The organism is Xenorhabdus hominickii (genome assembly GCF_002632725.1).
GTDB lineage: Bacteria > Pseudomonadota > Gammaproteobacteria > Enterobacterales > Enterobacteriaceae > Xenorhabdus > Xenorhabdus hominickii.
The window spans coordinates 1-20,586 of sequence record NZ_NJAI01000016.1 but is presented as its reverse complement, the minus strand read 5'-3'; the positions used below and the strand labels follow the sequence as shown (position 1 = coordinate 20,586).

The 20,586-nt window shown below is 43.7% G+C and carries 36 protein-coding genes; 21 read left to right on the top strand and 15 right to left on the bottom strand.

Going from position 1 to position 20,586, the window contains the following annotated elements:
• The first annotated feature begins 405 nt into the window (after nt 1-405).
• Both Xhom_RS24295 and Xhom_RS24290 read left to right on the top strand, forming a co-directional pair.
• Nucleotides 406-1,494 carry a Txp40, insecticidal toxin (previously name A24tox) gene (locus Xhom_RS24295; protein WP_099140076.1) on the top strand — a complete coding sequence of 363 codons (1,089 nt, stop codon included), beginning with the start codon at nt 406-408 and terminating at the stop codon, nt 1,492-1,494.
• 267 nt (nt 1,495-1,761) lie between these two features.
• Entirely contained in the window at nt 1,762-2,376 is a 615-nt protein-coding gene (locus Xhom_RS24290; RefSeq protein ID WP_145957510.1) for a hypothetical protein, read from the top strand.
• A gap of 140 nt (nt 2,377-2,516) precedes the next feature.
• On the opposite strand, the gene Xhom_RS24285 is transcribed toward Xhom_RS24290, so the two are convergent.
• Together Xhom_RS24285 and higB are read right to left on the bottom strand one after the other, a co-directional pair.
• Nucleotides 2,517-2,831, bottom strand: a complete 315-nt coding sequence (locus Xhom_RS24285) for a HigA family addiction module antitoxin (protein ID WP_099140074.1) — start codon at nt 2,829-2,831, stop codon at nt 2,517-2,519.
• Nucleotides 2,831-3,109: a type II toxin-antitoxin system toxin endoribonuclease HigB gene (gene higB, locus Xhom_RS24280; protein ID WP_099140073.1), complete on the bottom strand. Its 279-nt coding sequence runs from the start codon at nt 3,107-3,109 to the stop codon at nt 2,831-2,833. Before higB ends, Xhom_RS24285 begins: the two co-directional genes overlap by 1 nt.
• Before the next feature lie 262 nt (nt 3,110-3,371).
• Between higB and Xhom_RS24275 the strand changes: the two genes are divergently transcribed.
• Nucleotides 3,372-3,791, top strand: a complete 420-nt coding sequence (locus Xhom_RS24275) for a hypothetical protein (protein ID WP_099140072.1) — start codon at nt 3,372-3,374, stop codon at nt 3,789-3,791.
• A gap of 133 nt (nt 3,792-3,924) precedes the next feature.
• Here the strand turns inward: Xhom_RS24275 and Xhom_RS24270 are convergent, their stop codons facing one another.
• Genes Xhom_RS24270 through Xhom_RS24260 form a run of 3 tightly spaced genes read right to left on the bottom strand, consistent with a single transcriptional unit; the run spans nt 3,925 to nt 4,948 of the window.
• On the bottom strand, nt 3,925-4,230 hold the full coding sequence (locus Xhom_RS24270; protein ID WP_099140071.1) for a HigA family addiction module antitoxin: 306 nt from the start codon (nt 4,228-4,230) through the stop codon (nt 3,925-3,927).
• Between the two features lie 47 nt (nt 4,231-4,277).
• Complete coding sequence (locus tag Xhom_RS24265; protein ID WP_099140070.1) at nt 4,278-4,718, bottom strand: type II toxin-antitoxin system HicB family antitoxin; 441 nt, start codon at nt 4,716-4,718, stop codon at nt 4,278-4,280.
• Nucleotides 4,719-4,765: 47 nt separating this feature from the next.
• Nucleotides 4,766-4,948, bottom strand: coding sequence for a type II toxin-antitoxin system HicA family toxin (locus Xhom_RS24260; RefSeq protein ID WP_099140081.1), 183 nt, complete (start codon nt 4,946-4,948; stop codon nt 4,766-4,768).
• A gap of 186 nt (nt 4,949-5,134) precedes the next feature.
• On the opposite strand from Xhom_RS24260, the gene Xhom_RS28520 reads away from it, so the two are divergent.
• The 3 genes from Xhom_RS28520 (at nt 5,135) to Xhom_RS31730 (ending at nt 5,875) form a co-directional block, all read left to right on the top strand.
• The gene (locus Xhom_RS28520) at nt 5,135-5,278 is read left to right on the top strand and encodes a DUF4123 domain-containing protein (RefSeq protein WP_145957509.1); all 144 of its coding nucleotides are present in this window, start codon (nt 5,135-5,137) and stop codon (nt 5,276-5,278) included.
• A complete protein-coding gene (locus Xhom_RS24255) occupies nt 5,275-5,490 on the top strand; it encodes a hypothetical protein (RefSeq protein ID WP_244590821.1) in 216 nt (71 codons plus the stop codon). Before Xhom_RS28520 ends, Xhom_RS24255 begins: the two co-directional genes overlap by 4 nt.
• 247 nt (nt 5,491-5,737) lie before the next feature.
• Entirely contained in the window at nt 5,738-5,875 is a 138-nt protein-coding gene (locus tag Xhom_RS31730; protein ID WP_169928560.1) for a hypothetical protein, read from the top strand.
• A gap of 76 nt (nt 5,876-5,951) precedes the next feature.
• Here the strand turns inward: Xhom_RS31730 and Xhom_RS24250 are convergent, their stop codons facing one another.
• Nucleotides 5,952-6,362: a hypothetical protein gene (locus Xhom_RS24250; protein ID WP_099140069.1), complete on the bottom strand. Its 411-nt coding sequence runs from the start codon at nt 6,360-6,362 to the stop codon at nt 5,952-5,954.
• A gap of 224 nt (nt 6,363-6,586) precedes the next feature.
• Nucleotides 6,587-6,889 carry a helix-turn-helix domain-containing protein gene (locus Xhom_RS24245; RefSeq protein ID WP_099140068.1) on the bottom strand — a complete coding sequence of 101 codons (303 nt, stop codon included), beginning with the start codon at nt 6,887-6,889 and terminating at the stop codon, nt 6,587-6,589.
• Between the two features lie 175 nt (nt 6,890-7,064).
• Here Xhom_RS24245 and Xhom_RS24240 point away from each other — a divergent pair, with 175 nt between their 5' ends.
• Nucleotides 7,065-7,778, top strand: coding sequence for a hypothetical protein (locus Xhom_RS24240; protein ID WP_099140067.1), 714 nt, complete (start codon nt 7,065-7,067; stop codon nt 7,776-7,778).
• Entirely contained in the window at nt 7,771-8,085 is a 315-nt protein-coding gene (locus Xhom_RS24235; RefSeq protein ID WP_244590820.1) for a DUF2645 family protein, read from the top strand. The genes Xhom_RS24240 and Xhom_RS24235 overlap by 8 nt, the downstream gene beginning before the upstream one ends.
• A gap of 32 nt (nt 8,086-8,117) precedes the next feature.
• Here Xhom_RS24235 and Xhom_RS24230 read toward each other — a convergent pair whose 3' ends face one another.
• The gene (locus Xhom_RS24230; RefSeq protein WP_099140066.1) at nt 8,118-8,597 is read right to left on the bottom strand and encodes an Hcp family type VI secretion system effector; all 480 of its coding nucleotides are present in this window, start codon (nt 8,595-8,597) and stop codon (nt 8,118-8,120) included.
• Between the two features lie 477 nt (nt 8,598-9,074).
• Between Xhom_RS24230 and Xhom_RS24225 the strand changes: the two genes are divergently transcribed.
• The 7 genes from Xhom_RS24225 to Xhom_RS24195 all read left to right on the top strand — a co-directional run bounded on the left by Xhom_RS24225 (nt 9,075) and on the right by Xhom_RS24195 (nt 14,297).
• Nucleotides 9,075-9,683, top strand: a complete 609-nt coding sequence (locus tag Xhom_RS24225; protein ID WP_145957508.1) for a hypothetical protein — start codon at nt 9,075-9,077, stop codon at nt 9,681-9,683.
• A complete protein-coding gene (locus tag Xhom_RS24220; RefSeq protein ID WP_099140064.1) occupies nt 9,680-10,009 on the top strand; it encodes a baseplate protein in 330 nt (109 codons plus the stop codon). Before Xhom_RS24225 ends, Xhom_RS24220 begins: the two co-directional genes overlap by 4 nt.
• Nucleotides 10,006-11,220 (top strand): phage tail protein, encoded by a 1,215-nt coding sequence (locus Xhom_RS24215; protein ID WP_099140063.1) that lies wholly within the window; start codon nt 10,006-10,008, stop codon nt 11,218-11,220. The genes Xhom_RS24220 and Xhom_RS24215 overlap by 4 nt, the downstream gene beginning before the upstream one ends.
• A 104-nt stretch (nt 11,221-11,324) precedes the next feature.
• Entirely contained in the window at nt 11,325-11,948 is a 624-nt protein-coding gene (locus tag Xhom_RS38265) for a hypothetical protein (RefSeq protein WP_244590819.1), read from the top strand.
• Entirely contained in the window at nt 11,935-12,708 is a 774-nt protein-coding gene (locus Xhom_RS24205; protein WP_099140062.1) for a hypothetical protein, read from the top strand. The genes Xhom_RS38265 and Xhom_RS24205 overlap by 14 nt, the downstream gene beginning before the upstream one ends.
• Before the next feature lie 7 nt (nt 12,709-12,715).
• Complete coding sequence (locus tag Xhom_RS24200; RefSeq protein WP_099140061.1) at nt 12,716-13,696, top strand: tail length tape measure protein; 981 nt, start codon at nt 12,716-12,718, stop codon at nt 13,694-13,696.
• A gap of 70 nt (nt 13,697-13,766) precedes the next feature.
• Nucleotides 13,767-14,297, top strand: a complete 531-nt coding sequence (locus tag Xhom_RS24195; RefSeq protein WP_244590818.1) for a baseplate protein — start codon at nt 13,767-13,769, stop codon at nt 14,295-14,297.
• 109 nt (nt 14,298-14,406) lie between these two features.
• Here Xhom_RS24195 and Xhom_RS24190 read toward each other — a convergent pair whose 3' ends face one another.
• From Xhom_RS24190 to Xhom_RS24175, 4 genes are all read right to left on the bottom strand, one after another.
• Entirely contained in the window at nt 14,407-14,781 is a 375-nt protein-coding gene (locus Xhom_RS24190) for a hypothetical protein (RefSeq protein WP_099140060.1), read from the bottom strand.
• Between the two features lie 2 nt (nt 14,782-14,783).
• Nucleotides 14,784-15,113, bottom strand: coding sequence for a hypothetical protein (locus Xhom_RS24185; protein ID WP_145957507.1), 330 nt, complete (start codon nt 15,111-15,113; stop codon nt 14,784-14,786).
• Nucleotides 15,114-15,129: 16 nt separating this feature from the next.
• Nucleotides 15,130-15,519: a hypothetical protein gene (locus Xhom_RS24180; RefSeq protein ID WP_244590817.1), complete on the bottom strand. Its 390-nt coding sequence runs from the start codon at nt 15,517-15,519 to the stop codon at nt 15,130-15,132.
• A gap of 80 nt (nt 15,520-15,599) precedes the next feature.
• Nucleotides 15,600-15,779, bottom strand: a complete 180-nt coding sequence (locus tag Xhom_RS24175) for a hypothetical protein (RefSeq protein ID WP_145957506.1) — start codon at nt 15,777-15,779, stop codon at nt 15,600-15,602.
• 593 nt (nt 15,780-16,372) lie between these two features.
• Here Xhom_RS24175 and Xhom_RS38260 point away from each other — a divergent pair.
• From Xhom_RS38260 to lysC, 6 genes are all read left to right on the top strand, one after another.
• Nucleotides 16,373-17,002: a DNA cytosine methyltransferase gene (locus Xhom_RS38260; protein ID WP_244590816.1), complete on the top strand. Its 630-nt coding sequence runs from the start codon at nt 16,373-16,375 to the stop codon at nt 17,000-17,002.
• A gap of 114 nt (nt 17,003-17,116) precedes the next feature.
• Nucleotides 17,117-18,049 (top strand): recombination-associated protein RdgC, encoded by a 933-nt coding sequence (locus Xhom_RS24155; RefSeq protein ID WP_099140056.1) that lies wholly within the window; start codon nt 17,117-17,119, stop codon nt 18,047-18,049.
• Nucleotides 18,050-18,128: 79 nt separating this feature from the next.
• Entirely contained in the window at nt 18,129-18,413 is a 285-nt protein-coding gene (locus Xhom_RS31725) for a PAAR domain-containing protein (RefSeq protein ID WP_169928558.1), read from the top strand.
• A 1-nt stretch (nt 18,414) separates the two neighbouring features.
• Nucleotides 18,415-19,161 (top strand): hypothetical protein, encoded by a 747-nt coding sequence (locus Xhom_RS24145; protein WP_099140055.1) that lies wholly within the window; start codon nt 18,415-18,417, stop codon nt 19,159-19,161.
• An 8-nt stretch (nt 19,162-19,169) separates the two neighbouring features.
• A complete protein-coding gene (locus Xhom_RS24140; protein ID WP_099140054.1) occupies nt 19,170-19,622 on the top strand; it encodes a hypothetical protein in 453 nt (150 codons plus the stop codon).
• Nucleotides 19,531-19,797, top strand: a complete 267-nt coding sequence (gene lysC / locus Xhom_RS47280) for an Rz1-like lysis system protein LysC (RefSeq protein ID WP_420855275.1) — start codon at nt 19,531-19,533, stop codon at nt 19,795-19,797. Before Xhom_RS24140 ends, lysC begins: the two co-directional genes overlap by 92 nt.
• Before the next feature lie 84 nt (nt 19,798-19,881).
• On the opposite strand, the gene Xhom_RS24130 is transcribed toward lysC, so the two are convergent.
• The 3 genes from Xhom_RS24130 to Xhom_RS24120 all read right to left on the bottom strand — a co-directional run.
• Entirely contained in the window at nt 19,882-20,235 is a 354-nt protein-coding gene (locus Xhom_RS24130) for a type II toxin-antitoxin system HicB family antitoxin (protein ID WP_099140052.1), read from the bottom strand.
• Nucleotides 20,228-20,473 (bottom strand): type II toxin-antitoxin system HicA family toxin, encoded by a 246-nt coding sequence (locus tag Xhom_RS24125; RefSeq protein WP_244590815.1) that lies wholly within the window; start codon nt 20,471-20,473, stop codon nt 20,228-20,230. The genes Xhom_RS24130 and Xhom_RS24125 overlap by 8 nt, the downstream gene beginning before the upstream one ends.
• A partial coding sequence (locus tag Xhom_RS24120) for an IS1 family transposase (protein WP_244590775.1) occupies nt 20,457-20,586 on the bottom strand: 130 nt, incomplete at its 5' end. The genes Xhom_RS24125 and Xhom_RS24120, both read right to left, overlap by 17 nt.

Sequence of the window (20,586 nt, the reverse complement as noted above, 5' to 3'; positions counted from 1 at the left end):
AAGATACCGATAATAGATCTGATAAAAGATCTTTTTATTGGTTTTCATATGCGAATGAAAATCAAGTGGTTAGGATAGATTAGATAAATAACCCGAATTATGTATCATGCGCCAGTACCCCATGTGTCAATGGCTCTCAGGTTGGGTAATGGCGTGTTTCCTCCAATGTTATTTATATATCTAACAGTTACAGGAACAAATTTTTTATATTTAGTTATAATCATATAAAATGATTATAAAGTTATTTATTATTAAGATATTAGCACATCAATTTTTCTAGGTGTTTATAAGGATATTGTCGAGAGAAAACAAACTTGATAATTTAATTAAAACAGTCAAAGAAACTTCAACAGCGGAAATTAACGCGGTTATTTAAGTAAACGCCTAACATAATGGGAAAATACAATGGTTATAAAGTCCGTAACAACTCCGAGTGTAATACAATTAACTCCTGATGATAAGAGTGGATATCAACCCGTTGAAAAGCAAATAGCGGGAGATATAATACGTATACTAAACTTTAGGCAAACAGATGAAGGTCATACAGCAGCATATGGAATTGAGTATCGAGCTAATAAATTAATATTAGCATACGCTTTAGCAGTAAGTGGTATTCATAATGTATCTCAACTTCCACATGACTATTATAATAATAAGGATACCGCAGATAAAATTTTTCAAGAATGCATGTCTAATCTTTCATCTGCACTATTGGGTGAGAATGGTGATCAAATTTCTAAAGATATGGCAAATGGATTTATCCAGAACGAACTGGATTTTGAAGGTCAATATCCTGAAAACATCTGGGATATTCCTGATCTTGAAAATAAACCATTAAGAGATTATTTAGATGAAGATAAATGGTTAGCACTATATTTTTTTGCTTCACAGGAAATTCCACTGGAGGAAAATCAACAATCAAATGCCGCAAGATTTTTTAAATTAATTGATTTTTTACTTATCTTCTCTGCTGTCACATCACTGGGAAAAAGGATTTTTTCAAGAAATTTTTACAATGGTCTAGAAACTAAATCATTAGAGAATTATATTGAGAGGAAAAAACTTTCTAAACCTTTCTTTCGACCGCCGCAGAAGTTACCTGATGGCAGAACAGGTTATCTGGCCGGTCCAACAAAACCGCCTAAATTCCCAACAATGCCTTCTACAGCAACAACGTCTACAGCAGCGCCATCTAAATGGAGAGTTAGTTTGCAAAAACTCAGAGATAACAAATCCAAGAATGCATTTGATAAAATGGATGATGCTTCAAAACAAAAATATAGTTCACTTATAAGAGAAGTGCAAAAGGGTCATGATCCACGTACAGCAGCAACAAATATTGGTACAAAAAGTGGCAGTAACTTCGAAAAACTGCAAGGTAGGGATTTATATAGTATAAGGCTAAGCCAAGAACACAGGGTAACATTCACCATAAATAATACTGACAAAATAATGGAGATTCAAAGTGTTGGAACTCATTACCAAAATATATAGCCTGATTTATAGTGGTGATAAGACGTAAGATAAATGTGGGAGGTTGTAATTCTATTGTACTGGGTGTAACAAAAATGAGTGGTAAAAATAAGCGACGTGGTTGACATAGCTAATGGAGCCTGTAGACCTTGTACATAAGTTTTGTAAATACCTTTCCTCAGAGGTGACCGCTCAGGCGGTCACCGAATTCGCTAATAAAACAGTTTATTGCCCGCATTACTGGCAGGCTCTCAGCTGGAAAGCGTGACCACTGAAGGTGATGCTATAATGAAGGCGCCCAATGGCCTTGGCTGGATTATCACATTAGAACGTATCGAAGACTTAGAGAAACAGTATAACTCTCCTTGTTACAGTCCCATGACTAACGAACTATTTACGCGTTTTATCATGCGGGAGTATCCTGTGACGATTGACCCTATCGTTGCGGTAAATGGCACTCTGGTTGGGCAGTGGCGCGTTGCATCAAACGGCGCATCAGCTGGTATCAATGTCACTACCGCGTTCCAACACAAGTTACCTGAATTCTGTGTTACCCAATCCGAAAGCATGACAGAAGCCATTGTGCATAATGGCTTAATGCAGGCCGGAATTGGTCGTATGGCCTACCTGTACTTTCAACATGACATGGATAGCTATGATGTGGTTTTCATCTCCCCCCAAATAGCGGAAGTCATTAAACAAGAGCCGGCTTTCTGGGCGTATTGCGTCCGCGTTGCTGAACTGGATCAATATGCGGTGATTGGCGTACCTCAAGAAGCAGAATTATTGGCCGTCGAAAATGCGAAGCTCGTGCTGGTGGCTCAGGTGGCGGAATACAAGCGTGACAGTACGTCAGAGTCAGATGGTGGGATTTTGTCGCAAGAAGGTGTGAAAAGTAACTGAGCTAGAGGGGGCACTCACGCGCCCCATTCATTACTAGCGGAAATTACCGTGTCAATAATGCCGTATCGGTTTTCTGAGCCATCAGCTGTCGCGCTTCCCAGCGATCATGGTTGGCTTGTACACCCGCAATTGACTATTGTTTAATGTTCTGAGGTGACATTAAATGTTTCGTCCTGAGCGCCGTATAACACGATCTCCGATGTGTCTATTTGATTTTCCAATTGACGCAAGTCATAAGCACTCTGGAGACGTAACCAAAACTCAGGGGTACTTCCTAATGCGGCGGCAATACGAATTGCCAACGATGGTGTTAAGGCCGTTTTACCGGCAAGAAAACGCGATACAGTGGCGGGTGTTACTCCAATGTTAAGTGCAAAACGACGACCACTAACACCCATATCCGCCAAATCTCTGGCGATAATCTCGCCAGGGTGGGAAATTTTAAACTGTCTCATTAGTGATAATCCTCATAATTCAAAATGTAAGCATCACCGTTAATGAACTGAAAAGTAATGCGCCAATTAGCTCGGACTGTAATAGACCAATAACCTTCGCGATCGCCTTTCAACGGGTGAAGTTTATAAATTTGACGATTTAACTCGCCTATTTCATTTGCTGCATCGATGGCTTGTAAACGGTCATTAATCCTATCGGCATCTTGCGCCGGTACACCAGAAGTAATTCCTTTTTCAAAAAGTTGCTTCAACCCTTTGTGCTTGAATGATTTAATCATTGTTCGATCCGTATTACATGATGTGTAACATCATACTGCAATGTTACACATCATGCAATGGTCACTATAAAGCATCAGGAACGCAATTGCGTTAACTGATTGCCAGTTAGAAAGATTTACAATATTTTTCTATATTCAATTGGCTGATTTATTGGTTTCGTATGTTTTACTAAAAAAGCAGAAATCATTCCGCCAATAATTCCGTTATCGTTTTTCGATTCAGCCTTTAGAGAAACAGTATAACTCTCCTTGTTACAATCTCATGACTAACGAACTATTTACCCACGTTATCATGCGTCAGTATCCGATGACAATTGACCCCATTGTAACGGCAAACGGTGCGCTGGTGGGGCAATGGCGTGTTTCCTCTAATGGCGCATCCACCGGTATTCCTGTCACAACTGCTTTCCAGCACAAATTACCTGAATTCTGCGTCACCCAGTCTGAAAATATGTCAGAAGCCATCGTGCATAATGGCTTAATGCAGGCCGGAATTGGCCGCACTGCTTACCTGTATTTTCAACACGACATGGCAATCTATGACGTGGTTTTTATCTCGACACAAACAGCGGAAGTTATTAAACAGGAGCCGGCTTTCTGGGCGTACTGCGTCCGCGTTGCTGAACTGGATCAATATGCGGTGATTGGCGTTCCTGACGAAGAAAAGTTATTAGCCGTTTAATGCTGGTGGCTCAGGTGGCCGAATATAAGCGTGACAGTGCGTCAGAGTCAGATAGTGAGGTTTTGTCGCAAGACAGTGTTGAAAAGTAACTAATGAGGGGGCACTCACGCGCCCCATTCATTACCGGCGGAAATTACCGCGCCAATAATGCGGTAAAAGGTTTGACGCTGGTTTTCTGTGCCATCAGCTGTCGTGCTTCCCAGCGATCATGGTTAGCCTGTACGTTGATCCAGAAATCAGCGTCAGTCTCAAACAATGCCGCTAACATAACCGCTTCTTCGATGCTGATACGACGCTTTCCACTGATGATTTCAGCAATGCGCATACGGGAAAGACTCAGCGCTTCGCCTAATTTTGCCTGAGTGACATTCAGTGGTTTTAAATATTCTTCTGACAGCATTTCACCAACAGTTGTCGGCTCTCTTAACATTGTATCCATCACGTCCCCTGTAACATAACGTCTGAGTCTTGAAATCAGTCACACAGTTATGGCGCAGTGGTCATTATAGAGATCCCTACATTACGATTGAGTTGGTGTAAGGCTAATTCGACTGTTTCAACTTTTGAAGAGTGAGAAACGTCAAGCAACCGATCTATCTGCGCCGGTTTTTGTCCCATTTTACGCGCTAATTCAGATTTTCGAGTCCCCGTCTCTATCATCGAGTTATGCAGAGCCGCTTTCATCGCCACCAAGACAGGTACATTTACGATATATTCACCGTCGCGAGCTTCACTACCAAAAGGAATTGGACGGCGTTCATCAATTTCTATCGCTATTGCTGTTACTATCCCATCGACAGCCTCCAGCAGAGCCTCATCAATACTCTCACCTACTGAGTTCATCAAGGGTAAATCACGGCATGATACGACGTAGGATTGTGTCAGTTCATCATGCTCTAACTTAACTGGGTATTGGAATGTAAACATAATTTGCCTTTTATAAAATAATTAATGCTTAATTTTTATGTTGGGGCCTATAGCCCCAAATCCTTCATGATTTTCTTTCGTAGAGGTTCTGGCATTTCTTTAGAACCATGATCAGGAAAAACGGATTTCCGACCATTCAAATTAACTTTTTTATGACTACCGCCTCCCGTTGCTTTTTGGAATTCAGCGCCTTGTTGTAATAACCACCGTTTAAACTCACTGTATTTCATCTGGCTACCTTCATCCCATTGCGATACGTCATTTTCCCTCCGTATTTGTCTGTGCGACTCAATACCCATATAGTAACAAAAAGATTAAATAAGTAAACAAAAAAGATAAAAAACAAAACATATATGTTTATTTTTGTGTGATTATAACTCTGACTACTTAACTATCAGGAGGATAGGAAAACCGCGTTGTTGCGTTTTTACGATCCGCGCGTTCTGCATCAAATCCCGGCTATTTTCAGCCAGGCGCAGTTAACCGCATTCACACAACCGATTGATGAATGGCATTACTGGCTGGATGGTCAGTCTTATTCTGTGAAAGGAGCGCAATGATGATCACATTCAGTCAGGAACAGGTAGGCAAATTCATTGATGCGGAAGATGAAGCCTATATCACTAAAATCCGGCAACAGATCCAGGCAGAACACGCTGAATTAGTCAGACACGAAAGCGAGCACAGTTTGCATAAGCGACTCAAAGCCGCGTATCTGGATTTGATCGCAATGGGGTTTAAAGGGGGTTGGGTAGCAACGGAACACAAATGATGCTTAAGAGGCTAAATAGAGTAACCAATATATGATAAAACAATAAATTGAATACTATCAATCGGTATGGGTTGAAATATAGCCAAGTTAAGTCCCCATACCACGGTTGTTGTTCGACACCAAAAACCGGTAACTATTGTTGACAATCGTGTTTCAACTGATTAGTGGGCAAATGCAAATAATACCAAGGCCATCAATCGGCGGCCTTTTTCTCTAAGTCTCACACATTTCTTATAGGAAAGTAATTATGAAAAAATACAGTTTCGATATTGTGGTAGACGGAAAGAAAATCACTACTGACAATGATTTATTTGATATCTCAGACGCTTTGTATGAAGCAGGGTGCAGCGACGCACACCCCACCGCAATTAGTATGAAAACTTAAAAAACTATCGCATTCATTCTTTTGAACTCAATTGCAAATAGTTGCTTAAATATAAATAGTTATAAATAACGATAGATTAATATTCACTCAATGCCATTAGTGGGAGATCCCCAGTTGTCTTAATTTCAAGCTTATACTCCCCCTTACCTTCAGCTGAATCACCAGACATAACCAGTTTATTTGCAAACTGTTTACTACTGTCTGTAAAATAGACGGAAGGGCCATGTTGAAACATGTAATTCACAATGTCGGGGGCTGCTTTTTTACTGAAAGTGACTTTGATATAATGACCAGCATCAAGATCTTTCTGACTATCACACCACGGAATCCACATATCACCAGTAGATTTATCGTTTCCGGGTGAAACAGTCACATGGTCAGGAATGATGGGAAACATTTGATTTGCGGCTTCCTGATTAAATAAAGTTACGTCGTATTCACAACCAAATTTGTTATCAACATTAATAATATTACGAACATCTGACATAATAACCCCTAATATTTAATTTATATGTAACATATTTAATTTATATGTAACATATCAAAAGGACTATAATACTGTATACATACACCCGTCAATGGAATTTGCCTGTAGGGACAGTAGCGTGGTTTTATCGCTAGCAATCTAATTTAAAGGTCTTAATTGACCAGTCAAGACTTACCCTGACAACGTAAAAGAATAGTGACCCAACATATTAATATGGCCGTGCATTAATGGAGACAATCAAGCCCTATCTTCTTCGTTTGATAGCTGAAGTTGAGTTGACAACCACAGGCTTTTGCATAATTCAACAGGGTACTCAAAGTAGGATTGCTTTTCCCTTTCTCCAGTCGGGAAATATTGCTTTTTCTGGTTCCCATCCGATCAGCCACTTGCTGTTGAGTTAACTTCGCTTCCACCCGCATACTCAGCAACGTGTTGATTAGCTCAAATTCATCGCCCAACTCATCATAAGCCTGCTTCACTTCTGGATTTTGCAATGCTTTCGCTTTCAGGGCTTGCAATTGACTCATTTTTTCACCTCTTTCATACGGCTTTTAGCTAAGTCCAAATCTTTCTTAGGTGTTTTATTTATTGATATTAACGACTGATTATATATAAAAATTAGCCCATAAAATTAAATGTGGCGTTTTTTATAGATTGCTGCAATATTATGTTAATAATTTAAATTGCACGGATGATGTGAAAATGAAGAACCCTTACTGTACAGTTGATGAATTAGGATTTCCAAAATTTGATGCATTTGACTTTATGCGATATAAATTTTTACCTGATAACCCCAGGTTTGTAACAGGAGAAAGTTATTTATGGGCATATAAAGCAGCTTACTTACAATATAATAAAGAGTTAATAAAAAAATATGCTCATGAAGCTAAAATACCCGTGCTTTTGCTGGCAGGTGTTGCCGTTGCTGAAGCAGGAGGGAAGCCAGATAGAATTAAAGCCTATGGTGTTCTGCAAGTAAGGCAAATTTTTAACGATACATTTAATGGTGATAATAAAAAATCAAATGCAACATCAGTTGGTGTGTTAGCCATTCAACTAAGAGCAGCCGCCGAAACGTTAGGAATAGATCCATCAACACTAACAACAACACAGCAACTTCAACTTTCTAATTGCCTGCTAACAGATGATTTCAATATAAGAGTATCTGCCTTGCATTTAAGAGATTTAATAATTTATGACTATCCAGATATAAAAGATACAAGTGTGCTAACTGATGAACAAATTATATTGGCAGGTTCTAGATACAACAGAGGAATAGCCAGAGATAAAAAATATTTTATAAAATCCATATATTCACCAAGCAATTTTACAGAGAGAGATTATAGTTCATATGGAAGAAAAATATTAGAAAAGAAAAAATCAATATATATGATATTAGGAATTGAAAGTGAGTGATAAAATAAATTTATTAAAATATATTATCTATTATTTTTTTTGTTTATTAATTATATTCTCTTTTTCTTTTTTTGAAGAAGAAATATATATTGATGGAGTAGAGATAAAAAATGCGTGTGTAGCTCACCGCACGTTCGTAGCTGATGACACAAGAGATGTCTCGGCACCTGTAGCTGCGTTGTTCATACTTCCTTTGCTATTTAAGGCGACAAGGATTAAATTTAACTCTTTGAAAATAAATATAATGTTACTGTCATTGATTATTTATTGGCTATGGCGGTTTTTTATCAGGATAATGTTATGTTAACCCCTCTCTAAGCGTTAAGAGGGGTTTTCGCATCAATAGACTCTATCTTCCCAGAAACTATAACCCGACGTTCCCGCAGCGTGATGTTGCCATGTGATACTTTTATAGTTGATAGAAATCATTTCTTCTGGCTGATGGTTATTGTGATTTATCGAATGCGGGTAATTAACATTCACCCGTTCGATAAATGCGCTTTTTAATTTCACGGAGTAATATAATTCATTCCCACCAGACATGGATGTTCTGTAAAAGAAAAATTCAATTTCCAGCTCTTCATTATTTGATATTGCCACCCCCAGCAAGGGAGAAGATTTGTCTATGGGTTTGATGAATGAGACTGGCCGATGATTCACGTTATTCATTCTTGTTATTTCATGCTCAAAAGAAAGGATAAGCACTTCATCTTCATGACCAGACTGATATTTATTGCCGATAGAATCAGCGGTAGAACACCCCGCAGATAGCAAACCTTGTTTCTTTCCTTTTATCGTTGCGTATATTAAATTAGCCACACAAACTCCTTTCTATTAATAGGTTATTCCTGCAATAAGTAGAGCCAATAATACAAAAACATCCTACTACAGCGGAATTTAAAATAAAAACTTAGTAGTTAATTTAATTTGTTTGTCTCCCTTAAATATAAAGCGTAAAGCGACCACAACGTGACCTTTTTTTACTTCATTATTCAGCGTTGAATGCGTGAATGTATTTTTAATAATGTGAATTACACTAACTTATTGAATGATATGCTCTATTTTTAAGTTAAATCTCATTTTTTTGTTGCTAACTGTCATGGCGTTAAGCTACGATTTCCCCGCTTAAGGGCGGTTCTGGAAGGTGAGGTTAGCTTTTTCGACGATTGCTTAACTTTGATATCAGCGCGAAACCAGATACCTGAAAGCTAAAAGGCCGCCCAGTGCGGTCTTTTTACTTTTAGGAGGGGTATGATCCAGAGAATCGCAGTCATCAGCACAATGAAAAAACCGGTCATGGTCCGTGCGGTGTTTAAGGACGGGGATTTGATTTTGGCGGACAGGAAACTGCTCCCGCCAAAACGCAAAGCGATGCTGGCGGAATTGTCAAAAGACATCCCTAAAATGGTCAGGGCAGGTTTTAAGGTGCTGGTGGATGAGGTCAGCGGCGACATCGCGCAGCAGACGGGGGCGTTAAGTGTCAGGCTGAGTGACAAGCATTATGATGGCCGTCCCGTGATTGTGGTGGCCGTCAGTCGCTATGAGGAACTGAAACGGCAAGGCAGTATCATTTACCCCCCGAAAGGGAAAAACCTCTATGAAATCTCCGCCTCCCTCATTGATGTTGAATTCAATCCGGCCGGTGAGCCGGTCTATCGAATTGACTGGGAATCCCTCACGTCAGAGCATATTCTCATTCTGTTGGGGGTGTACAGCACGATGTTCAACAATGTGGCCTCTGATGCGTACATCAACGCCATGCAATCCGCTGCAACAAACGCCCCCCCTTCCCTTTTAACGTCATTCCTGAACATGGTCAGTGCGTATGACAAAAAAGTGGAACAGGAAACGGTGACATCCCCATTAACCGGCACACGCCGGGATAAAAATACGGTGATTTTATGAGTGACTATTCACGACTGGATGATCGCTGCATTACCGATCCGATTATCCGCGCTTACCTGCACCGCGAAATCATCGCTCAGTCGCTGTTATACGACCACGTGAGCAATATTGCCTACACCATTAAACCCGATGAGGAATTCAGGGCCGATCTGGTGGCCTATCGGGTGTATAAAAATTCGGTGTTACGTTGGGTGGTCAGGCTGGTGGCCGGTCATGAAAGTGAACTGGAATCCCTGCCGATAGGGGATAACCTGTCTTTACCGTCTGCTGCATGGATACGCGATAGAGTCAGACACTATGCTGACACCCCAGAGGTCACAGGATGATTGGTCTTCCGCGCACAGAGACCGGCCGGTATGAAACAGCGGGATTAATCCCCAAAGAATTTAACCGGCTGTTCAACCAGATTGCCAAAGACCAGCAAGCCAAACGCCGTCGCCGTAAAAAAGGCCGGTTGCTGACCCCTGCTCTGTTAAAAAATAAAAAATTTGATGATGTCATCGCGCTGGGTAATAAGCGTGACGGCACGTTATTCACCCAAGAAGATCTCCGGGCATTTGAAAAAAACCGGCAAAAAGTCCGCGCCGGATTCAATACCCCTACCGCTGGGATCACCTACACGCAGTTGATAGCGAATTGCACCCGTATTGATGTTAAACGCGCAAACAACACGGTGGATGACGGCTCCGGCATCAAAACCGCGTCGTTTATCGGCATGGAGCACAATACCGCCATTATCCGTGTCACGGCGTCCGACAAATCGGACGATAAGCACCACCGCGTTAAAATCCGTTTTGAGGAATGGGATACGGCGCTGGACGACCTGTCAGAGAAAGAAAAAAACACGTCTCGTGTCGTTCGCCAGCTGTGTGCCGGACGCCTGTCATTGAATTGCGATTGTGGCCGACACAAATACTGGTATCGCTATATTGCCACGGCAGGCAATTTTGCGATTAGCCCCCCGAAAGAATACATCTACCCCAAAATCAGAAACCCGAACTTAAAAGGTGTGGCCTGTAAGCATGTCATTCATGCGATGACCAGGATGCAGGCGGGTACGTGGCAAATGCAGGTCGGCCGGTTGTTACAGAAAAATGCCCGTGCCACCAGCTTTGGGGATGATAAGCGAAAGACCACCGAGTTTTTTGGCGAAGAGCAGTTAAAGCTACTGAACCGGAACCGGAAAAACCGAACCAACCACAACGCGATAAAAAGTGAATACCAACGGTATCAGCAACGTATGGCCGCACTGGAAAAGAAGCTGAAGCAAGATCCACAGAAACTGGACGCGTTACGCTCGCAGTTAAACAAAGCCAAAAAGCTGACCGATGCTCAGCGACTCAAGCTGAGAAAGAAACAGGAACAAATTAATCAGATGAAAGCCCAGGAACACGGGCTGAAACAGCAATTAAAAGATGCTTTCACGATGAAAAAGCAATCCTTCATTGATGCGTTGATGATGGCCGGACAAGACAGGCAGCAAGCTGAAGCCGCCTTCAGTGAGTACATGAAGAAACAAACCAGGGGGAACGCATGAGCCGCTACGATGAATGGCTGGACGAGATGCCAGACAGTAAAATAACCGGGATCGGCCCCGCCGAACACCCGTCAGACGCGCCTTTATCCGGCCAGCTGGTGGATTTGGACGAGGTTAAACCGTCCCCCGCCAGCGTGACATTGACAGCGCATGAGGCTGAACCGGCAAAAGCCGCCCTGCCCTTACACCTGTCCGGCAGGGAGCAGGATATTAACCTGAAGCCCCGATACCAGGGCCACTCCCCGCTCAATGATCTCGTCCGTCAGGATTGGGTGAAAGTGATTGAAGAAGACCTCGACAATTATGATGCGTTGTTATATCGCCCTGTCGAGCCGATACCGGCGAAAGCGAATGAGGACGGATTTGAGCTGGCTGCGTTTACAGAGTTCAATAATCATCAACGGGAGCTGGCCTACACCGATCCGCAAAAAGTCATTGTGTTGGACTGTCCGGATGAACGGGAATCTTTTACGGCTCTCGATGCGGACGGGGATCAGGATGGCGGCCTTGATGATTTTTTAGTGATCAGGGCGGCCACAACCGGCGTACCGGTAGGCTCGATATTTGAATGGAATGAAGCGTTATCAGACGGGCGATTAGCCCGCCGGTTCTGGTATGTCTTACGCATTTTTACCTATGGCACCGCGTCCGTGGGATCACTCTATTACTGCATACCGGCCCGAAATTTTAGCCAATCCGCATTAAGGACAGACCATGAGCAACCATGAAGACAACGACGTGCTAATGCGGATTAAGTCGCTGAAACTGAAACCCCTGGGGGAAAGAGAAGTCAGCGGTTTTCGGGGCATTGATATTGCAGTCGGTAATCATATTGCCTCAAGTCTGAAGGGGCTTAAGGTCAATCATCCGGATCTGCACAATCAGGGGTTTGTTGAATTTCTCCAGCGGCCATCGAGTGATCAGGTTTTGCTGGGCCGTTTCGACGATATCAAAGATTTCATGAGAACCCTGCGCCAAGCGAAAGCCGGTAGAAAAAGCCAGTCAGATAACCCTGATGCGAATCCGGAAGCCCTGCCGGTTATCAACCTCTCCAGAACGATGGACTATGATGTGATGCCGAACGACAGGCAGATAAAACGGGACAGGTACGGCGAGGTTTTTGAGGGGGAGACGATCATTGCGGTGTTGGAGGCACACCCTGTCCACCTTGTTTACGATATATTTGTTTTGTCAGCGGATAAAGAACCGTTGTCCCTTCTGTGCAATGCGATTGCCGTCCATTTTGTCAGTATGATTTCCACCAGCTTTCAGGCGCTGATACAGATTGCCAATACCGACGTGAGCATTGAGTGCGCGTTCAATGAGGCCAGAGAGATTGCTTTTTCTGATGTGTCATTGCCGGTTATGGAAGATCGTATTTTTGGGGCCAAAGCCAGCATCAAAGTACAGGCAGATATCATTATGGCCCATGCGGTTATCCCACAGATTGAGAAAACCGTAGTCACAGCACCACAGGCAACGCGTTGAGGTCGTCATGGTACAGCAATGTCATCAATATTTTTTACAGGCGATTGAGATTAACGGCGAGGTATTGCCCCGCGAATCTGTGACCTCCGTGGCATATATAGAAATCGCCAGATTAGAAGCCCCTCTTTTACTCCTGAATGTCCGTGATATGACGGGGTACTTACTGGATAACATGGGGGTAAAAGAAGGCGCGGTGATGACGGCCACTCTTGGCGATCCAGAAGGGGAACATGCGTTATTTAAAGAGGATTTTTATGTCGTTTCTGCCCCGCTCAATATGGATACCGTGACAATCACCAGTATATCTACGGCAATGCGGACTCTCCTGATCCCCACCGGCGCACCGCGTTTTTTTGTCGATGCTGAACCAGAGAAGATTATTCGCACCGTCATCAAAGGATTAAAGCGGGTGACTGATCCGTTTAATCGTCTGGGCACCTATCACTTAAACATGGGGCAGAAACCGGCCACACTGCTTCGACAGGTTGCCAACGATCACGGTGCGTTGGCATGGACGGCCAGAGGGACATTCCATTTGAAATCGATGGCTGACCTTCTCAGGACAAAGCCCGCTTTCACTTACGAGTACAACAATCCACAAGCCGAATACCGTATAACAAAGCTGAGAAACCTCAATGCTGATTTTGCCGTGACAGCACCAAAGCAGCATCGTTATGTCGGTTACTCCATGACAGACGGCTATCGCACAGTCGGTGATGCCTCACTGCCGGTTAAATTGGTATCGGATGCAGAATTAGGCACATTACAGAATATGGGGCGCGTCCTGATCCCGAAATTAGACATAGAGTGTGCGGGAAATCCGGCGATTCAGGCCGGTTCTGTCATACAAATCATTATTCATCGTTATGATCCGGAAAATCGGATTGATGAATCGGTGCCAAAAAATATGATTGTCGAGCGGGTGACGCAGTTTGAAGAACGTGTCGCCTACAGCACCCGCATGATTCTGGGGGTGCCGAGTGAATAACGCTATCTATGGCAGCCACAGGGCTATAATTGTGGCGACAGAAGATCCGGAGGGGCTGATGAAAGCCCAGGTGCGGCTTTTGTCGCTCTGGGACGGGATACCGGATGAAGTCCTGCCGTGGGCCGAATATCGCCTGTCAATCGGGGGGGCATTTACGCCCGCCGTCAAAGGGGATCTGGTGTGGGTGGAGTTTCCTTATGGCGGGGACAGCCGTTATCCCATGATCACCGGCGCGGCACAAGACGCCCCGAATGGCATCCCGAACGTGGCGCCGGAAGCCTCCGGACAAGGGGGAGCCTATGAACCACCCGATGTTGGGGGGGCACCTCCCCTGCCCGCGTTATCACCGACGAAAGATTTCGTGTATAAGCGCAATCACTTACTCGTTATCCATACCGCGGGGGGCGGTATATCGATTACCAATATGGCGAGCGGATCGTGTATAGGCATGAATGAAGCCGGTGATATCTTCCACCATGCAACAGGGGATTTCTTTTTAAATGTCAGTGGAAAAACAACAATAACGTCTCAGGGGGAAATCACCTTCGAGAGCGCCGTGGGATTAAAAGCGAAGGCACCGGAGTTCAGTTTTTCGCAGTGAGGATCATTCAATGCTTAGCCTTTTTATGAATATAAATAGTCGCTGTTTCTGGCTATTTTCGGCTAGGTTCTAGAAAATCCCGTAATTAATACGGGATTTTCTATTTAAATTAGCCATCTTTACCCTGTTGCCCATCATGTCCACCGCCTGAGCCTCCTTTACCGCCATCTCCGCCTTGACCTCCTTTACCGCCGCTACCGCCATTGCCACCATTGCCAGAGCCACTTCCGTTTCCCCCATTACCACCACGTCCTCCATTTGAGCCCCCCTTACCGCCATCCCCCCCGTTTCCGTTGTTTCCTTTTGCATTACCGCCATCTCCGCCGTTTCCGGAACCCTTTCCATCTCCCCCTTTCCCCCCATTTCCGTGCCCTGCTGCGTGAACTGTTGAGGAAAAGAGGATGGAAGAGGTATAAATCAGTGACGAACTGATAAGAAGAGACAACGGTAACAGGCTTAATAGGAGTGATTTTTTCTTCATCATAATTAGCTCCTTACATTGCTGTGGTTGCCACTATTACCGCCATTGGCACCAGAGCCACCCGGCGAGTCATTGCCACTTCCTCCGGGGCCCCCGTTTCCACCATCTCCCCCAGAAGCGTTTGGCCCATTCCCATTTCCACCGTTCCCCCCGTCACCCCCCTTAGAGTTATCACCGGCACCGCCATCTCCGCCTCTCCCGCCATCACTGCCATTTGCAATGAGGAGATAGTCATTATTATGGGACGTATGCTTTACGATTGAAACGGTTGAAGCTGATACCGCTGAGATCATTAATGAGCAAAGAAGAACAGATAATACTTTGATATAATTCATAATATTTTCCTTTGGTTCAATGATGATCACCGCTACCACCATCCCCGCCTTTACCGCCATTGCCACCATTAGGGCCACCATCTCCGCCCTTACCACCATTAGCACCGCCTTTCGCGCCATTACCGCCATTACCGCCATTTCCCTCTTCTGCGCCATTCCCGCCGTTACCGCCTGATTGTCCTGGATACACGCCATCCCCCCCATTTCCGCCATTGGTACAATCACTTCCCGGTACTCCGTTCTTACCATTTTTCCCCTGTTTACCATTTAAATCATCGCAATCAGTGAGTTTTGTAACTTTTACGATTTTTGTTTTTACAGTGGGGTCACTTTCAGCTTCAGCCTGTAAAGATAAAAAAGGGAAGCTCAGTATAGAGGCAGCTATCAATAGCTTATTTAATTTCATTTTTATTTATCTCCACGATATTTTACAGTGATGAAATAACGCACCTTATTAAACTATTAATAATGAGATGCGTTATTTTTTTATTTAGCCTTTACTATTTCCACTTCCATTTCCATTTCCTGTCCCATTTCCATTCCCACTTCCATTTCCGCTTCCGCTTCCGTTATCGCTCCCATTTCCATTATTACCACCATCTCCGCCACGGGCACCATCACCACCCGGCGAGTTATTGCCGCTTCCGCCGGGGCCCCCGTTTCCACCCGGCCCGCCATTGGAATCACTGCCCCCGATAAGTAAATAAGGTAATTTTGTGTTTCTATTTTGATTTTCAACACTAATATTGTTCGTGTATTTATACGACGCTTCAATTGTTTTTGCGGACGATATTGTTGGAGTTAATGTTAATACCGAAATTGCCGAAATTGCGATTATTGTTCCAGAGTTAAAACATGTTAATTTCATAATAAATCCTTTTTATCACTTTAATAACAGGGTTTAGTTTTATTTGAATGATTAAAGTTCAATGATTTCAAGTCATATAGTTCATGACATATTTAATCACGTAATTATATTATTCCTTTTTTTTAAACGAAATATAAACAGCTCTGCCCTCTCTTTGTGTCTCATCTCCCAAAATAAACAAATTAAGATCGGTACTTTCCATAACCAGTTCAATCCTGACACTATTTTTTAAGAGCGTACGGGCAATATTAATGGATGTCTGTTTTTCACCTTGCTGTATGCCTTGCAACATACTTTGTTGAATACTTAATCATAGCCTCCCCCTCCCCTCGCTATCGCAAGTGCTCGAACAGACATCTGTCCCGCAAAAATACTTTTTGAGCCAGACGGCGTGTGCCGGCATTCTGAACCGCGCAAAACGGCGGGGAAAGCCGTTGCCGGCAATGCTGGCCGCCGCGCTGTTATCGGTGATAGTCACTGGGACTCGGAGCTAAACCCGAACCCGACATTAAACCGGAACACGGGCGGTATTGGCATGAGCAATCAGGAAATATTTTCGCAGAGAGGCAGCAGACTGGTATCAACTTACCGGATGCTTTCGTTTGGGGAATATCGAACCGATGATATTTCATCAACACTCAAATCCAGAGATTATAAAGATGCCACTGATTTGGTGGCAATCTCATTGGCAGGCAACACAATTAACCGATCCCTTGGAAAAGGCGGTAGAGGTAATGGGTATCAACCTGACATTTCCTACACGCTGACAGCATCCGATGTTCATTGTGTGAATTATGGCTATGCAGTGCGCCGTTTGACTCCTGTGGAGTGCGAACGATTACAGGGATTTCCAGATAATCACACCTGGATTACCTGGAATGGTAAAGCGATTGAAAATTGTCCCGATGGTCATCGCTATCAGGCAATCGGGAATTCAATGGCTGTGCCTGTCATGTCATGGATTGGAAAACGCATTTTAATGCAGATAAGAAACAAAAGTTATAACAGCTTAAAGAGCTAATTTTCGTCTTCACTGTAAAATTATTAACTTAATATTATGTAATTATAAAATTCTAAATGATTTTTTATTTTTGATACAATTAACACCTACATTTCAAATATAGGTATTGCTTTGATGTTCAGGGTTTTTAAAAACGCACTGATTTACCAGTTATCACGAGAGGTGCCCAATCTCACGGAAGAGGTGTTACTTAGCCTCGTCCCTAATTTCGCTTTTTCCCCTTGTGGCTTACATGACGCTTCCCGTACCGGCTGGCTGATGAACGATGACCAGCCCGCGATGTTTGTTCATGGCAATAACCTGCTTCTTGTCGCCGTGAGGGAAAATAAAGACATCCCGACAGCCATTATCAAAGAACATCTTGATACAAAGTGCGATAAATTAGAGTCAGTACACTGTCGCAAGCTCCGTCGTTCCGAAATATCTCAGCTCAAAGATGACGTAATTCAAGAGTTGTTACCGCGCGCCTTCCCAAAACGAAGCACCATTCAAATCTGGATTGATACTGATAGCGGTTTAATCTCTATTGATACAACCTCCCCGCGGACAGCGGAGCAGGTCTTGGCGCTCTTACGCCGCACTATTGGCTCATTGCCCGTGATACCTATTGCAACAGTCAATCCGTTTGAATTGGCAATGACCGGCTGGCTAAAAGACACCCGCACCTTTCCGGCCAAATTACGTCTGAGTGATAAAATCCAAAAAGCCACTCTCATTTATGATGATGGAGAGGTTCGTTTTAACCAAGAAGACACGCTGACCAATGATGAGGTCGTATCCCTCCTGTTAGATCAAGGCCGTCAGGTTTGCGCACTCGGTGTCTATATTGATACGCGATACGGGCTTGATTTGGAACTCACCGATTCCTGCAAACTTAAAAAACTCCGGTTTGGTGTTGAATTTTCAACTCTTCATCATGAAGGAGACGACGAATTAGCCCGTGAATACGCTGACTTTATCTTGATGGTAGAGGAACTACGCACTGCCTATGACATCGTTTTTAATGCGATGGGTGGCCTACTGAATTCCGGCGCTAAATGTGAATAAGCCGGTGGTGAATGAAGATCACCGGCCATTTCTGACGTGGGCGGGTGGAAATTAACCGCGATCTCTCTGAGGTGAAACAATGTCAGCTGTTGGTACTAAGAATTCAATCTGTTCTGGTCATGGCGGATTTCCGCCCCGCCCTGCCTCAGAAGGTGAAGGGCTGGTAAACGTGAATGGCATCCCTGTGCTTGTCGACGGGAATGTGTTTCCTGATCACTCTGACAGTAATAGTACCCATAACGGAACGGCCATAAGCACAAGACCGTGGTTTACCGTGAACGGGAAAGCCATTTGTTGCGTTGATGATCCGGTTTCATGTGGCTCTGTTGTCGTGTCTGGGGACGCTTCTTTTAAGGTGAGTTAATATGTTAGACAACGAAAAACAAATCGCCGCATTCAGGGCGTTGGGCACTGAAGGATTACACCCACCAGCGGCACTGACCATATCCAAACTGACCGCTGATACAGCCAGCGAAAAAGCCGCTTATCTTCGTGAACTGGTGAAGAAAGAAACAACTTACCCCGCTTCGGTGGCTAACGCCCTGAGCAAAATCACCGATGCAATCGGGAAGTTAACCATTGCTGCAAACACGGCCAATACGTTCCATAACGCCATAAATGACTATCAAAGCCCGTCCCAATTGATCCAACTGCGGATTGGCTGGACATGTTATTTAAAGGGCCGCATTTTACCGGATGGTACACCGTTTCATTTGATTGAGGCGATTGCAGATACAAAAATAACGACCGCCCAGAACCAGTGTGTTACAGACATCAAAGCCGATGATATCAAGGTGGCAATGGAGGATATTAATTCGATTTTAGCCAATAGCGTTGGTGCGGGGGGGATGGCTTCAAAACTGACGGACAAACAAACAGTAAGGCTTAACAACGCCGCTGAAGCATTAGACCGTTCGCTACGCGATCTTGATAAAGCGACTGAGGCCGTTAATCGTTTAGCAACTCAGGCGAATGATTCCGCCAATAACGCGCAAAAATCATTTAGTGATGCGGTCAGCATTTCAATAATATCAGGTTTGCTTGAAAGTACGGTTATGACCGACGCATTAAAAGCGATCACGCCGGCCTCTGTCATTTCTGCATTGTCATAGGAGATATCATGCTACTGGGCGGAATGGCTTCATTTCCTATCGGAAAATCATTCAAATTCGTCGCCATTGGCGCTGTGCTGGGCGTTATCTGTTTTGGTGCCATCTTTGTGCATAACCAATACAAAAACCTCACAGAGCGCGTTACAGCGCTCAATACGGTTAATTCGGCATTATCCGGCGAAAATACCAACCTGAAAACAGCGGTCAATGTTCAGCGCGAGAATATACGCCTTTTGCACCATGACATCGCTGAACGGGATAACCGGTTAATTGAATTAGCCGAATCGCAGAACAAATTAGAAAAAGAGATAAAGCAGCAACGAGAGGAAAGTGACAATGCTATCGGACAATTTAAAGACCTGTTGGCTCATGCTCAGTGCGCTCACCAGCGTATGCCTGATGACATTATCCGGTTGCAACACCAACGCACCGATGAGTTCAACCGGCGTTATGGTGGTTGAGAAACCGGTGGAAACGAAACGCCCACCCGCCATCAAAGCGGTGATGTGTCTTCTTCCCGACGACAATACAACGCGCTGGGGGGATAACGTGCTTTATAAGGAAAAAGTCAGACAATCGTTAGCGGAGTGCAACGATAAGAATCAGAGGGCAAATGGGATGAATGCAACGTTATAATGTGTGCAACCTACATGGGGTTCAACAGACAACCACAACAGAACCCCGTATAAGCCATGCTATTCCGGCACAGAGATAAATTCTTTAACGTGAAACCAGCTCTTTTTCTAATAACTGAACAATAAACTGATTTTTTGACACGGAATTTGCCATCGTTACCGCAGTTAAACGCGCTTCCAGCCAACCAGGATAACGTAACGTGAATGACTTCAATTTCTCATCATTTTTGAAGGGATTAATCCCTTCCTCTGTGCAAGTTTCAACGTATTCATTCAGCGAGATCCGGCCTTCTTTTTCAAGTCCTTCAATGCCATCAGCGACAAAATCACAATATCCGGTAACATCCAGAAATTTACCACGGAACGCTTTAATTTCGGATTCGTAAGTAACCAAAGCAGGATGATCGTCGATCATCATGATGTTATTGCCCTTAGTCATAATCTACCCCTATTACATTTTCGAACCACTCACGTAAACCATTTACCGCCCCTTTATCCATAACATTACTGGGATGTGGCTGGTGAGTTTGGTAAACAGATCCCATCAAAACAAACTTTCTCCGTGATCCGTTGCCATTTTTGATTTTTCCGTCGAGTTTTTTGATTAAACTGACTACATCATCCCATTTAAGGTCATGTATTAAATAGTTAGATTGAATATCAAAAATAGTACTCACGCTCAATAAAAGTCCCTATCACCTTATCGTGCATTTCTTCGGATTTTGAATAACTGATAGTTTTTCTATTCAGTCTTTTTACTCGAGTACGCTGAGTTAAATTCGTTCTCTCT